The 13538-nt window shown below is 67.5% G+C and carries 18 protein-coding genes; 6 read left to right on the plus strand and 12 right to left on the minus strand.

Translation table 11 applies throughout. The features are described 5' to 3' along the window. The first annotated feature begins 799 nt into the window (after positions 1-799). Positions 800-1201 (plus strand): hypothetical protein, encoded by a 402-nt coding sequence (locus ACFXC1_RS45050; protein ID WP_381254608.1) that lies wholly within the window; start codon positions 800-802, stop codon positions 1199-1201. Between the two features lie 5 nt (positions 1202-1206). After that, positions 1207-1500, plus strand: coding sequence for a hypothetical protein (locus tag ACFXC1_RS45055; protein ID WP_381254611.1), 294 nt, complete (start codon positions 1207-1209; stop codon positions 1498-1500). 509 nt (positions 1501-2009) lie between these two features. On the opposite strand, the gene ACFXC1_RS45060 is transcribed toward ACFXC1_RS45055, so the two are convergent. The 12 genes from ACFXC1_RS45060 to ACFXC1_RS45115 all read right to left on the minus strand — a co-directional run bounded on the left by ACFXC1_RS45060 (position 2010) and on the right by ACFXC1_RS45115 (position 10890). Continuing rightward, positions 2010-2135 carry a hypothetical protein gene (locus ACFXC1_RS45060; RefSeq protein WP_381254613.1) on the minus strand — a complete coding sequence of 42 codons (126 nt, stop codon included), beginning with the start codon at positions 2133-2135 and terminating at the stop codon, positions 2010-2012. 178 nt (positions 2136-2313) lie between these two features. Beyond that, positions 2314-2928 carry a hypothetical protein gene (locus tag ACFXC1_RS45065; protein ID WP_381254616.1) on the minus strand — a complete coding sequence of 205 codons (615 nt, stop codon included), beginning with the start codon at positions 2926-2928 and terminating at the stop codon, positions 2314-2316. Between the two features lie 658 nt (positions 2929-3586). Then, the gene (locus ACFXC1_RS45070) at positions 3587-4861 is read right to left on the minus strand and encodes a tyrosine-type recombinase/integrase (RefSeq protein WP_381254619.1); all 1275 of its coding nucleotides are present in this window, start codon (positions 4859-4861) and stop codon (positions 3587-3589) included. A 10-nt stretch (positions 4862-4871) separates the two neighbouring features. Then, entirely contained in the window at positions 4872-5105 is a 234-nt protein-coding gene (locus ACFXC1_RS45075; RefSeq protein ID WP_019075273.1) for an excisionase family DNA-binding protein, read from the minus strand. Next, positions 5098-6399 carry a replication initiator gene (locus ACFXC1_RS45080; protein ID WP_381254648.1) on the minus strand — a complete coding sequence of 434 codons (1302 nt, stop codon included), beginning with the start codon at positions 6397-6399 and terminating at the stop codon, positions 5098-5100. Before ACFXC1_RS45080 ends, ACFXC1_RS45075 begins: the two co-directional genes overlap by 8 nt. A gap of 152 nt (positions 6400-6551) precedes the next feature. Continuing rightward, a complete protein-coding gene (locus ACFXC1_RS45085; RefSeq protein ID WP_381254651.1) occupies positions 6552-6794 on the minus strand; it encodes a SpdD protein in 243 nt (80 codons plus the stop codon). Positions 6795-6819: 25 nt separating this feature from the next. Continuing rightward, complete coding sequence (locus ACFXC1_RS45090; protein WP_019075277.1) at positions 6820-7014, minus strand: hypothetical protein; 195 nt, start codon at positions 7012-7014, stop codon at positions 6820-6822. 16 nt (positions 7015-7030) lie between these two features. Further along, complete coding sequence (locus ACFXC1_RS45095) at positions 7031-7222, minus strand: mobile element transfer protein (protein ID WP_200715646.1); 192 nt, start codon at positions 7220-7222, stop codon at positions 7031-7033. A 266-nt stretch (positions 7223-7488) separates the two neighbouring features. Continuing rightward, a complete protein-coding gene (locus ACFXC1_RS45100; RefSeq protein ID WP_381254623.1) occupies positions 7489-8112 on the minus strand; it encodes a DUF2637 domain-containing protein in 624 nt (207 codons plus the stop codon). 82 nt (positions 8113-8194) lie between these two features. Beyond that, the gene (locus ACFXC1_RS45105) at positions 8195-9577 is read right to left on the minus strand and encodes an FtsK/SpoIIIE domain-containing protein (protein WP_381254626.1); all 1383 of its coding nucleotides are present in this window, start codon (positions 9575-9577) and stop codon (positions 8195-8197) included. Continuing rightward, positions 9577-9933, minus strand: coding sequence for an SCO3933 family regulatory protein (locus tag ACFXC1_RS45110; protein WP_381254629.1), 357 nt, complete (start codon positions 9931-9933; stop codon positions 9577-9579). Before ACFXC1_RS45110 ends, ACFXC1_RS45105 begins: the two co-directional genes overlap by 1 nt. Before the next feature lie 168 nt (positions 9934-10101). Further along, positions 10102-10890, minus strand: coding sequence for a GntR family transcriptional regulator (locus ACFXC1_RS45115; RefSeq protein ID WP_200689245.1), 789 nt, complete (start codon positions 10888-10890; stop codon positions 10102-10104). A 110-nt stretch (positions 10891-11000) separates the two neighbouring features. Between ACFXC1_RS45115 and ACFXC1_RS45120 the strand changes: the two genes are divergently transcribed. From ACFXC1_RS45120 to ACFXC1_RS45135, 4 genes are read left to right on the plus strand one after another with little or no spacing between them, the layout of a single operon-like run. Then, positions 11001-11408: an NUDIX hydrolase gene (locus ACFXC1_RS45120; RefSeq protein ID WP_381254654.1), complete on the plus strand. Its 408-nt coding sequence runs from the start codon at positions 11001-11003 to the stop codon at positions 11406-11408. 46 nt (positions 11409-11454) lie between these two features. Next, positions 11455-11883 carry an ATP-binding protein gene (locus ACFXC1_RS45125; RefSeq protein ID WP_317771125.1) on the plus strand — a complete coding sequence of 143 codons (429 nt, stop codon included), beginning with the start codon at positions 11455-11457 and terminating at the stop codon, positions 11881-11883. After that, positions 11877-12281: a hypothetical protein gene (locus ACFXC1_RS45130; protein WP_381254633.1), complete on the plus strand. Its 405-nt coding sequence runs from the start codon at positions 11877-11879 to the stop codon at positions 12279-12281. The genes ACFXC1_RS45125 and ACFXC1_RS45130 overlap by 7 nt, the downstream gene beginning before the upstream one ends. 9 nt (positions 12282-12290) lie before the next feature. After that, positions 12291-12725, plus strand: a complete 435-nt coding sequence (locus tag ACFXC1_RS45135) for a hypothetical protein (RefSeq protein WP_381254636.1) — start codon at positions 12291-12293, stop codon at positions 12723-12725. The last annotated feature ends 813 nt before the right edge of the window (positions 12726-13538 follow it).

A 13538-nucleotide genomic window follows, 5' to 3' on the forward strand; every position in this document is an offset into this window, starting at 1 on the left:
GGGGTTATTTCGCCCTTCGCCAAGCGGGCGGCGGTTCCCCTGGTGCCTTCCCCCCCCGGCTGGTTTAACCACCCCCCCCCCCCCCCCACGGGGCCCGGGCGCGCGGCTCGGGGCTCGGGCCTTCGCTCCTGCCTTCGGCCCGCGCCGGCCCGGCCCCGGCCCCGCGCCACCTTCGATGCCCCGGGGTGATCACGCTTCACACTCCGATCCCGCCAAGGGCCGATGCACCGGACCGAGCCTGATTCCCCACCCATGACCCACACCACCAGGCCCGACCCTGGGGAAGACGGCACTGCCCACAGGTCCACTTGCATGATCCGGCACAGACCAACAGACGCTTTGACTCCAAAAGCAGGTGCGCGACGGCTGGAGGCTCCGTCGATGCCGGCGGACCGTGGTGACCGGACGGGATAGTGGAGGTCAGAGCGTGCCTCCGGCGGGGGATCGGCCGACACCGGGATGGAGGGGGCACCGTCGCCGGGCGCGGGCCCGTAGGGGTACGCGTGGGGTGCTTCCATCCCGTCCACCATCGACCCAGGCAGAGCCGAGCAGACGCGGCCCATGGCGTCCAGGTCGTTCGTACAGTGGCGCGCTCCACCTGGACGCCATGAACCACGCCCGCTCCACGGTGTGTGGGTCGACGGCGGACGGGATGGAAGCCGGGGACGGTGGTGGTACAGGTGTTACTTGGCTGTCGGCATCTGCCTTGCGAGGCAGATGGGTCAGAAATCTCCCCTGATGCGACGCTTTCTGTAGGTACATATGGTGAAAGTGTCTGCGAATCTCGTGGGAGGTCTGGATGGCAGTCACGAAGATGACAGCTGTGCCTCGCAGCCTGATATGGGTGATCGTCGTTGTGCTCGCAGCCGTCGTAGCCACTGCACTGTCCATGAAGTCTGAACACAAGACCGCAGAGGGCGCCTTCGTCAGCGGAGAGTTCACTATCGCGGGATGCTTGATCATTGCCGCTGGAATCGGCGATCTGTTGTGTTGGATGCCAGGCCAGGAGATGACTACCCCCCTGATGTTTCTGTTCCTAGGCTGCATCGGCTCTCTGGCCATCAGCGGTATCGCATACTGGATTGTGACCTCCAATGAGGGGCACCCAGTGACCTCCGAACACTACGTTTGGGCGATCGGCAGCTTTGTCTTGGCGGCCACGGCTGGCACAGCAGCCGCCTACCGTGTAGCGAGAGGGTGACGATCATGAGCGTGACACTTCTAGTGCTGATCATTGTTGCGGTTGCAGCCCTCGCCTGGACAAGCGCCGTGCTCGACGTCCGCCGGAAGCACCGCGAAGCTGAAGAGCAACAAATGCGGCAAATGAGGGCCGCAGTCGCCGCAAAGCTCTTGCAGCGGGTCGCCGACGGCCTGCTAGCCACTCAAGACGGGACGGGCCCTGCTGAGGTGCCCTTGACGCCGGACGAGAAACGGCTCTTTATGCTGCCGTCCGAGCTAGAGGTCAGGGGGCACGATGCGTCGCCCCCCATGACGGTCTGAGGCACGGAGCACGCTCTTTGTCGCATCTACTCGTCGCTTGCGCGCAGTCTGATCCCATCCGTCAAGTCACTTCTTGGTGTCTGACACCCACGCCTGACACCAACAGGCGCGAACATTAGCGGTCGGCGCCGAACGGCAGCAGACGAGCAGTCGAGAACCAGCGCAAGTCGATCGAGTTGCCGACACCCCGTGATCGACCTGATAAGGATGAGGACAGACCTTACGGCTCTCCGTACCGCACGAGGGGGTGCGGGAAGGCCACTTTCACACTCCCGCCCTGACCTGCGGAGACTCGCCTCTGTCCGGTTTGGACGGCGGAAACGGTGGTAAAGTTCTTCCTGTCGAATCAGGGTTGCTGTAACAACCCTAGATTGAAGACACAGAAGGGCCCGCCCCGGCTGTAACCAGGTCGGACCCTCCATGCAGTTACGAGCCCGGTCGAGTATCAGCCGACCGGGCTCGCTGTATCTGAGAGTCCGGTGTCGTCGGCCGAGCGTTCGTGTGGGCACTCAGCCAAGCTGAGCAAACTGCCCCACCAGTGCGGCGAGCGCAACCAGCAAACTAAGAATTCCCAAGATCACCTGCCACTTGTCAGGGCCGGACCACTCGGGCTCCTCATTCGGGTCGGAGCTCATCGCACCACCTCCCTTCACCATCGTGCGGTGCCCGTTGACTGAGCTCCGCTGGCATGTGAACTCGCTGCCCTCAGCGGCGACTTCAGGATGGTTCAGGTGAGGCGGTAGTCATACTAGCGTCCACTCCTAACAGCTCTGAGTGCACACCAGCCCGATTCGAACATTCATTCATTTGGCGTCAGGGCATGACATCCTCCGCCGGAGTGTCCTCGTCGAGAAGGCGTGCGAGATGGCGGGCAAGTTGCCGTTGATCAGCACTAGAAAGCTGCTGATATCGGACCCAGATGTCCTCAACCTCCGTGCGGGGACGCTCACCCATGGTGATCCAAGCCAACAAGCGGGTTCGCTCACGTGGCGGCAGAGAAGATGCGCGAGCCGCCAGCCCTGAAACTCCGTGTTCGCTGCTGCCGGCTTGAGGATCCAAGGGGCAGCCGGGCCTATGAAAGCCATCACCCACTGCCTCGCAGACCTGACAGCGCCTCACATGAGTCAAGCGGTTCCTCTTCTTGCGCTCCTCCGGATCCCAGACACTGATACCCGGCTCCACAAACCGCTGTTCCGCCTGGTCAAGGCTGGGATCTTCGCGACTGGTGTCGATTACCCATCCGTAGTCCCGAAGGTCCCGGACTCGTCGATCGATCTGCGCGATGTCGGGGAACGCGGCCCGCAGCTGGCTCTTGGTGAAGACGTTCCCCTGGCCTACTTCCTGCATCAGCCACAGCGCGCCTAGCACCAATCCGCCACCGTGCGTGTCCCGCCAGTCGGGCAGATCTTCCACCGTCGCGTCGGCCATGCTTCCTCCCCTCACGCCTCTCGCTCCTGCCACCCAAACCCTACACTAAATTGACCGGCAGGGACCGGCAAAGGGGTGGCAGCGTAGGTGGCAGATCCCACAGACCTCGTCAGTACGGGACCAGCACAGCAAAAAGCCCCTCAGACGGATACCGAGGGGCCCTTCAACCACCTGGAGCAACGCCAGGTCAGAGCGCTTCTTTCGACGGCGTGACCGGCTCACCCGACTTACGTACTACGGGCAACACACTCCAAGGTTGGGTGATCCATTCGCGGGCCACTCCGCAGCGCGGAATCTCGCGGCCGGGCCGTCTGTGGGCCGTCCGACAACAGCCATCGCCGACCGACGACGACAGTTAATGGCAGATCTCGCCCAGCTCAGCGGGGGTCCACGGTGTCGTCGTCTCCTTGTCCTGGTCTTTGTCCAGTGCGCCCCCGGCCGTCACTGTTCACCGCCGTACGCGCACCCCCTCTGACCTGCCCCGCGAACCCCTGCGAACGCTCCCGGACAGCCGCGCGGACAGTTGGAAAGCGTGTTGGGGGCAACCCCTCACGAGTTCGAATCTCGTATCCTCCGCCAGTGCCTCACCGGGCACGATGTCGAAGGGCCCCGCTGTTCGCAGCGGGGCCCTTCGTCGTTGTCCGTCTCAGTTTCCGTCTCAGTTAGTTTTTTCTTCGGTGCCGGTGTCGGTATCGGTGTTGGTCCCGGGCAGCACCCAGAGCGCGTCTCCGACTTGCTGCGCGACCTTGCGGAGCATCGTCCCCGTCACATGCATATAGCGAGCGCGCATCCGGGCCGCTCCCCCGGGCTCCCAGCCCATGATCGAGTCGATCACGACGTCAGGGACCCCGAGGATCAGGAGAACGGTCGCGGCGGTGTGGCGAGCGTCATGGAGACGGCCGTTCCGTACGTCGGCATCCCGCAGCAGCCGCTTCCAGGTGTGGAAGTCGGTGTTGGGGCTCAGCGGACCGCCAACCGGCGAGGCGAAGACGTACCCCTTGCCCGCCCAGTCGGTACCGGCCGCGATCCGCTCCCGCTCCTGGGCTTCCTGGTGCTGGCGGAGAATCTTGATCAGCGGATCGGGCAGGCCGATGGTGCGCCGTCCGGCTCGGGACTTGGTGGACTTGTGTTCGCGGCGGGTCTGCTCCTTCTTGGGGCAGTAGCCCGCCTTCCGGCCACACGGGTTGGCACCACAGCCGTGCGCGTACTTCGGGCGAAGCCGGTTCTTGCGGATGCGGACGTACCCGGCGGCGAGGTCGACGTCTTCCCAGTGCAGGCCGAGCGCCTCACCCTGCCGGAGGCCGAGCGCCAGGGCAACGACCCAACGTGCGCTGTTGCGGAGCTTGGCCGTTTCGACGAGCAGGCTCTGTACCTCCTCGATCGTGTAAGGCTCGATGTCCTCCTCTTCGAGGCGGGGAGCCTTGGCGATCTCGGCGGCGTTGGTGACGACATGCCCGCGCCGGACCGCTTCACCGAGGGCGACTCGGATCGTCCGGTGAGCGTGGTGGGCGGTGCCGGCGGAGCTCCCGGACGCCTGCATCTTTCGGTAGAAGCGTTCGAGGTGCTCCGGCTCCAGGCGGTCGAGCTTGTGGGCGCCCAGGCAGGGGACGAGGTGAACGCGCACGTCGACCTCGTACCCGTCATACGTGTTCTCGGAGACGTACGGCTTGGCGATGTTCTCGACCCAGTGCTCAAGCCAGCTCTGGACCGTCCATCCCTTGCCCGGCTTCCGCAGCTTCTTGTCGTCGCGGGCCCGCTCCATCTCGCGGACGGCCTTGGTCACTTCGGCCTTGGTCTTCCGCTCGATGTGACGGCGGTCGGGCTTGCCGTCGTCTTTGACACCGACGGTCACCCGGCCGTGCCATTTGCCGTCCTTACCGAGGTAGATGGACGAGGCGCCGTTGGGCTGGCGGGTGCGTTTCGTCTCTGCCATGTCTCCCCCTTCAGGCTGCTACAGCGGGACGGCGGCGGAGTTGGGTGACGTATGCGGGCAGCGCCTCAGCCGGAACTCGGCGTAGGCGGCCGACCGTGACCGATTCGATCTCGCCCGCGAGCACGAGCTTGAAGCAGGTTGTACGGCCGATACGGAGTCGCCGTGCAGCCTCTTCGACGGTCAGCAGGACCAAGGACGGGTCGGCGAGTTCTGGGACAGCGGTCAAGGCTCGCGGCTCAGCCACGGGTGGGCTCTCCTTCCGTTCCGGGGGCGGGTTCGAGGGTCTCGGCGAGCCAGGCTTCGGTGGACGAGAGGCCGGTTCCGGCGAAGACCCAGTGCGCGAGTACGTACGTGGTGTTGGTGGTGGGGCCGTTGGCGGGTGCGGTTTGGGCGCGGCGCCATTCGGCGCGGGCGTCGCGGAGGGCGCCGAGGGTGGTGGAGTAGCGGCGGGATTTGGTGGAGAAGTGGCCGCGGAAGCCGAGCATGTGGGCCCAGGCGCGCAGGCGGAGGTGTTCGAGGTCCTTGCGGGCGCCGAGGATCCAGGCGGTTCGGATGAGGCGGCGGGCGTGGTCGCTGATGTCGAGGTGGGCGAGTTCGGCGGCGAACTTGAGCGGGCGGTCGAGAGCTCCCGTCGCTGTTTCGGCGCCCTTGGTGGCGTACTTGGCGATGTAGGCGGCGACGGCTCGTTCGGTGAGTTCCTGGCCGTCGTTGAAGTCGGCGGATCGGATGGTGCGGACGTCGAGTTGGCGGCCGAGGGTGAAGGTGTGGGTGCGGCCGTCGATGGTCGGGCCGTCAACGCGGACCTTGGCGGTCGCGCTGCGGATGGCGTCGGTGAGCAGGTCGGCGGTGGCCCAGGGCGGGGGTGGAGTGTCGCCGCCGGTGGGGCCGTCGATGCGGATGACGGCGTGGAAGTGGACGGCTCCGCGTTTCTGGTACTCGGCGACCTTGGCGAAGGACACGCGGGCGTGGTCGCGGAATCGGCGTTGGGAGAGTCCTGCGCGCTTGGCGACTTCCCGGCGTAGGTAGGTGGAGAAGCGGCGCCAGAGGGGACCGGCGTGTGCGTTCCAGAGGACGGCGGCTTCGTAGTCGTAGGTGTCCGGGTTGAGTGGGGTGCCGAGTACGTCGTCGTCCTGGTCGTGGTGGAGGTCGCAGCGGCAGGGGCGGCCGTCGGTGCGGCGGTTGTGGACTGGGCCGAAGCCGGGGGCGGTGAAGGTGGCGAAGACGCGGGGGTGGGTGGCGACGTGTTCGGGGGTGCCCTTGCCGCCGCGTAGGCCGGAGGTGATCAGGTGGAAGGTGTCGCGGCGGTAGACCTCGGAGCAGGCCGCGCAGCGGGTGGTGCGGCGGTTGTTGCAGCGGACGAGGAGTTGGCCGGCCGGGAGGGTCGAGGAGTTGAGGTGGTGGAGGATGCCGCCGATCTCGCCGGTTGTGGTGTCGAGGTCGTATTCGGTGCGGTGGCCGTCGAGGCGGATGGGGTTGGTGCAGCCGCCGAGGCCGGAGAGTTGGCGGAGGATACCCGGGAGGGTGCCCTGTGCGGCCAGGTTCGCTAGTTCGGGGAGTGGGGCCGGGGTGGGGCGGGTGAAGATGGCTTGCTCCTTCTGGCTGGCTCGGTCAGGAGAGACGGGCCCCGGGGCGGCGAAATGCTTGGTCGTGTGCCGCCGCCCCGGAGGCCAGGGGTCGTTCCGGGAGTGGTTCAGCGGCGGTGGTCGCGGAGCATCGAGCGCAGGACCACGGCGGCGATGGCTACGGAGATGGCCGTGACGGCGACGGCGGCCAGGAGCGCGGTGAGGACGACTCCGCCGACGACCAGGGCGAGGACCGTGTTGCGGTCGATGGCGACCGGCGGGAGCGAGCGCCGTACGGGTATCGGGTCGTTCGGGGTGTGGGTGTGGGCGGGCGGCGGGGTCGGGTTGTCGGGGTACTTGGGCAGGAACACGGCGAACCCTTTCTCATCTACTCGTCTAGTCATGTGAGCCGTTTACGACACCCACGCCGGAGCGCGTGCCGGACTCGATGGCGGGGGCGAGGAAGGTGTGCGAGAGCCAGAAGCCGAACAGGGCGATCAGTACGACGATCCAGGTACGGACGCCGAGGAACTTGACCGCTCCCCAGGCGAAGAAGCCGAGGACGACGACGAGCGGCAGGCTGACGGTCACGGGGTGGAACTCCCTTTCAGCGGACGGGGCAGCGGTGGGTGTGGGCCGCCAACTCGGCGGCGGCCCGGCTGTCGTAGTCGTGCGAGGCACCGCAGCGCGGGGCGGTGCAGGCGGCGGTGTGTTTCTCGCGGCCCCGGTCGTCGTAGGACGTGGCGACCTGGACGGGGCCGATGCGGATGACGTTGCGGAAACGGCGGTTGGCGGGCACGGATGATCTCCATTTCGTTGATCGCTCGCCTAAGGGGTGCGAGGGCGTGTAGACAGGCGGCATGTCACGAGGAATACGTGGGCTGATCGCCTTCGGCGGGATCGCGGTGATACTGGGGCTCGCGGGCGCTGGGGGCCGATGGTGGCTGGGCGATTCCTGGGCCACGGTGATCACCATGTGCTGCTTTGTGGTGCTGCTCCTTCTGGCCAACGCAGGAGTTCGGCGAGTGCGGCGGAAGAAGTAACACCTTCCGCAGAACTCCGACTTCAGAGGTAGGCGGCGATGGCTTCGGCCATGGGCGCGGGGACGCCAAGGCGGGCGCGGAGGGTCGGGGTGTCGATGGGGGTTCCGGTGCGGGCGTGGTGCTCGGCGGCGACTTTGCGGGCGTGCTCGATCAGGGCGGCCGGGACCGGCACGGCGGGGCGGTTGGGTGGTGCCTCGATGGCCGGTTGCGCGGGCGTCTGACGCGGGGGTTCGGGAACGTCCTCCTGGACGTCAACGGTCTCAACGTCGTTGGTGGTTGGGGCCGTTGTGGTGTGGGCGAGGAGGGTTCCGCCGAGGAAGGCAACGGCGGGCCAGCCCGCCACGAGGATGCGCAGCCAGGCGGAAACGTCGCCGAGGTCGAGCAGGCCGGCGGTCGCGACGTTCGCGCCGAGAGACGCGGTCAGCGCGATGACGAACCAGCACCAGCCGGAGGCCTTCGCGTCGCCGGTCCGCAGGCGGCGCCAGGCGGCGACGAGGAGCAGGTCGACGCTGATGGGGTAGGCCCACGCTTTCCACCCGTCCTGTCCGGCCGCCGAGGCGATGTCGTGCAGGTGGGCGAAGGAGAGGGCAGCGGCGATGAGGGCTTGGACGAGTACCGCGTCGACGCGGGCCAGTTGGGCGCGCATGATGCGGCTCCTTCCGGGTTCGGGCATGGGAGGGGTAGGGACGTGGCGCGAGGCGGTCACGCCAAACCGAGGTGGGAGAAGGTCAGTTGGTGGCCGGGCGCGGCTGGACGTTGGGGCCCGGGGCCTTGGCCGGTTGCGCGGGTGCAGACGGCTGGAAGCGCTTGAGGGCGGGCAGGTCGGGCACCAGATGCGCAGAGTCGCGGCAGATTGCGGCGGCGTCGCCGAGGGACAGGTACGGGGTGCGGATGCGGGACCAGCCGCCGGAGGTGTCCCCCGCTACGGCGAGGCCGGGGCGTTCGGGGGCGATGGCGCAGGCGGCGCCGACTGCTTCGGGGGCGATGTCGCCGAGTGCCATCTTGGCGGAGGCTTCGTCGTTGACGCGGTGGCAGACGCGGCCGGTGAGCTGGGCGCGGAGCATGGTGGCGCCCTTGCCGAGTTCGGCGCCGAAGCGCTGTCCGCAGACTTCGAGGTAGATGCCGGCGGCGCGGCCGAGTTGGGCGAGGCGGATGAGCTGGGTGACCATCTCGTCGCGGCGTTCCTCGTCCTTGCGGGTGGCGACGAGGAAGAGTTCTGCCACCTCGTCGACGAACAGCACGATGGGGACGGGGCGTTCGCGTTCGGGCAGGCCCCAGATGTCTGAGGTGATCTCCTCGTCGGGGGTGTTGGGGGCGATGCCCTGCCGGGCCTTGATCAGGTCGTAGCGGTCCTCCATTTCGTCGATGAGCGCGGGCAGCAGGTCGGCGGCCTGGTCGGGGTCGGTGGCCAGGGCCGAGAGTCGGGCAGCGAAGGGGGACAGTTCCACGCCGCGCTTGCAGTCGATGCCGACCAGGGCGACCGGCTGGCGGGCAAGTCCGGCGACGAGGTGGCGCAGGTACATGGACTTGCCCGACAGCGTTGCGCCGAGGGTGAGTTGGTGCGGGACGGTGCGGTAGTCCCGTACGAACGGGGTGGCGTCCTCCCGCAGAGCCACCGGCACCTTCAGCAGGCCGGAGGGGAGCTTGCGGGTGCGGGGCATACGGACCCGGCGCAGGACGTCGTAGCCGACGAGGCGGAGTTCAACGACGCCGGGCTTGAGGGTGGTGACGTAGACGGCGTGAACTCCCCAGGCGTGGCGCAGTCGTTCGGCGGAGGCGGCGACGTCGGCGGGTTCCTGGCCCGGGGCGAGCCGCAGCCGTATCCGCAGGCCGGTCGTAGTGGGTCGGATGATGCCCCGGCGGGGCGGTACGGGCCGGACCTCGCGGCGGGTGGTGGCCTTGACGGCGAGGATGCGCAGCCGGGACGGGGCGACGGTCAGGCCGCAGGCCTCCATGACCGAGCCGTACGAGCTGAGCAGGCGGGTTGTGGATATCGGCAGGCCGATCGTGGACCAGTACGCGGCCGGGTGCTTGGCCCGGGTGTAGGCGGCCCCGCCACCGAGTGCGGCGAGGGGACCACCCACCTCCAGGAGCGTCGTCAGATCGGTCATCAGGCGGCGACCTCGGCCGTGACCGGGAAGACGGCCGGAGTGACGGCGGCGGCGCGGAAGGCGATGCCGTGACGCTGCTGCCCGTTGAACACGCTCTCCCACGGCCGGGCGACGAGCCCCGGGAGCGAGACCGGAGCTCCGAGCGCGAGCCCCTCGGAGACACCGCCCTCGGGGACGGTGACCTTGATGAGGGACGACTCGCCCTCCTCGATGTAGACGACGCCGAGCGTCATGAGCGCCTCGCCGCTGACGGCGTCCTTGGCGATCTCGCCGGTCTGACGGTCGCGGACCTTCGGCTCCGGGGCCTGGGTCAGCAGGATCGTCGCGGCGGCGGTCTCAACACGGATGGTACGCAAGGAAGTTTCCCTATCTACTCGTCTATACATGTAGCGATCCGTGAGCCCGATCTCCGGGTTCGTGCGGACCACCCTGCCACACAACTTGCCCACTCGTCTATACGAGTATGCACGTTGGGGTGTACGAGTTCGGGAAGCGTCCCCCGCGCACCACCGCCCGTCATGCGATCAGGTCGCCGGGAGCTGGTACGACAGCACGTACGCGTCCGCCGCCATGACGGTGTCGCAGACCTCCACGGCGCGCCCTTCGGTGTCGTACGCGGTGCGGATGAGGTGGATCACGGGCACGCCGGAGGCCAGCCGGAGCGTCTTGACCTCGGTGGGCGAGGGCATCCGGGCGCGGATCTCCTCCTCGAAGTGGTCGAGATGGTGGCCGAGTTCTTCGAGGCGGGCGTAGATGCCGCCGGGGCCCGGGTTGGGTTCGGCGATCTGCGTACCGCGCGCGATGTCGAGGGGCAGGTAGGAGGTGGCGAACTCGACCGGCTTCCCGTCCAGCAGATAGCGACGCCGGCGGGCCAGCACGCGCCGCACGGAACCGAGCCGGGTGGAGATGTCCTGACTGGCCTTCTCCTCCTTGACCTCCAGACTGTCGACCTGAGGGTGACTGCCGGCGGCGTCGGCTTCGACGATGAACGCGGACTTGCCCTGCTCGCGGTGGCGGCGGGCGAAGCGGTCGGAGGCGAGGCGCCGTACGGGTGGCCGGGGCCGGACGAAGACGCCCTTGCCGTGCTCGGCGTGCACCAGGCCCTCGCCCTGGAGGACGGAGAAGGAGTTGCGGACGGTCATCCGGGAAACCCCGTAGTGCTCGACCAGGTCAGCTTCCGAGGGCAGCTTTTCGCCCTCCTTGAACCGCCCACGGTCGATGGCCTCGCGCAGCTGGTCGGCGATCTGCCGGAAGACCGCACGATCACTCGTGGGGTCGAGATCGCCGAGCAGGCCGGAACGGAGAGGGCTCACAGTGAGTACTCCTTTAGGTATCTAGACGAGTGGGCGAGTGTTGTTGCTACGGTGGAGAGCCTAGCCAGCCGGGAGGGCCGAGGAACGTGAGCATGGACCGTCCGCACTCCGTGAGCGTCGCCGGAGTCATCGTCGACGACCACGGCCGCGCCCTCCTGATCAAGCGCCGTGACAACGGCAAGTGGGAACCCCCGGGTGGCGTCGTCGAGCGAGACGAAACCCTCCCCGAGGCCCTCCAGCGCGAAGTCCTCGAAGAAACCGGCATCAAGATCGCACTCCCCGCGACCCTCACCGGCGTCTACAAGAACATGACCGGGCTGATCGTCTCCCTGGTCTTCCGCTGCCGGGCCGCCGACGGCACACCCACCACCGGGGACGAGACCCGCGCACTGCGCTGGGCCACCCGCGAAGAAGTCACCGAACTCGCCGACGAGGCCTACGCGATCCGCGTCCTGGACGCACTCGACGCGGCGTCTCCGCCGGCCATCCGCGCCCACGACGGCGTGAAACTCGTCTAGCCCGAACCCGCTGCACATGGCGGCCTACCAGCACGAAGGAACTTGTATGCACGAGTATACGAGCACTGCGCGGGTCTGGGGACTCACTTGCCCAGGATTCCCCGAAGAGGTCAGCCGGGCGCGGCGCTGGACGCGGGACATCCTGCGCGGGTCGCCGTTGGCCGAGGACGCGGAACTGATCGTGAGCGAGCTGAGTGCGAACGCGATCCTGCACACGGCCAGCGGTCGGGAGGCCGGCAGCTTCCATCTGGCACTGGCGGTGTCCTCGCAGGTGGTCGCCCTGTCAGTGACGGATGGCGGGGGCGCTGGTACGGCTCCGAAGGCCGAGCACCAGGACCAAGAGGCCGAGCACGGCCGAGGGCTGGGCATGGTCAGCGCGATCGCCCACCGGGTCGTGGTCCACGACAGCGACGGCGGACACACGGTCACCGCGGAACTCTTCACCGACGTACGACGAGGAGGACACCCGTGCTGAGCACGACGATCGCCCCAGGGTTTTGGTGCGAGTGCTGGACCCGGCATTTGGAAGGCGGCCGGCCGCCGACACTCTTCGGCTCCTACGACGCGCACACAGAGGTCGAGGCGAACAACTGGGTCTCCACGATCCTGCGCACCATCTCACCAGGACTCGACACGGACACCTCCGAGGAGGCATGGGAACGGCTCTACGACCACCGCGTCAACACCCGACGAGCCCTGTTACGCCGCGTACCCTGGACCGTATCCGTCACCCACGCCCACACACTCATCACCTGGACCGTAAGCCCAGTGACCTTCCTACCGCTGGCCCACCGTCAGGCCGCACAACTACCCACATGCGCGTACGACTTCAAGCCTCAAGCAGGGACTTCGGCAGACGATGATCGTTATTAAGGTGCTTGCATGACGGAAGCAGGCGGGACACGACACAGGCCCAGGCCGATCGAGGAACTAGCCGATGTGCACGACTTCCTAGAGGAGGTGCGGCTCCGCCCAGGCATGTGGGTGCGCCGCAGTTCCTTGCAACACCTGAACTCGATGCTCACTGGCTACCGTGTCGCCCTGGGCATCCACAACATTGCAGAGCCATTCGACTTCTGGAACCCCGGCAGTCAGGGCCGCTTCTCCGAATGGCTGTGGCAACGCCTGGGGCGTCATTCCTCCCTCGGCTGGGCGGTGGAGATCGAGCGCGAGGCGGAGCAAGCAGGCAGACCTGCCATGCAGGTGTTCTTTGAGCTCCTGGACGAGTTCCGAGCCAGCGACCAGCAGTCCCACGACGAAGCAGCGCCCGGCATCAACACACCATCTGAGCCCCAACAGCCCAACGCGGCCGAGTGAGTTACAACTTTCTCTACTGGTTCAAGTGCCCGCGCAGGCGCGGGCTGGCCCCTGGGCTCCGGCCCCTCTGCGCCTTCGGCGCCGGGGCCAAGCCCTGGGGCCGCAGCAAGTTACGGCCCCGAGTAGAGACCTGGACACGCAGTAGCCACGGCCAGAACAGGCCTCCGGCGGGGGATCAGCCGGCACCGGGATGGAGGGGGCGCCGTACGCGGCTGCGGGCCCGTAGGAGTGTGCGTGGGGTGCTTCCATCCCGACCACCATCGACCCAGGCAGAGCCGAGCAGACGCGGCCCATGGCGTCCAGGTCGTTCGTACAGTGGCGCGCTCCACCTGGACGCCATGAACCACGCCCGCTCCACGGTGTGTGGGTCGACGGCGGACGGGATGGAAGCGAGGGTGGGTGGTGGGTGAGCGCAGGTGCGATCATCACGCATGAAGCTGGGGGAGGACATGACAGACACCGAGGAAGATCGATGGTGGCCGCAGGGGCTCGGGTGCACGGCCGGAGCGGTCTGGGCCGGCGTCCGCGCGGTGGGTGGAGGCCAACCGCCGTTGATTCGGTGGGGCCTGGGCATAGGGGCGATCTGCTTCTTTATTGGACTTGTGTGGCCCATCATCGACCGCATCCGGGCAGCCAGGCGAGGCCGCGCGACCCCTGCGGTTCACATTGACGCAGGCAAGCGGCAAGAGCCTTGACGCCAGAAGGTACGGGAGCCCGTCTGTCCTGTCTCAGTGAACCCTGGGCAGTCTCAGTCTTCCCTGGGCAAAGAGGCGTGTGTCTCAGTCGCCTGTTGTGACCAAGCGACTCAAGACG

The organism is Streptomyces hokutonensis (assembly GCF_042751305.1).
Classification (GTDB): domain Bacteria; phylum Actinomycetota; class Actinomycetes; order Streptomycetales; family Streptomycetaceae; genus Streptomyces; species Streptomyces hokutonensis_A.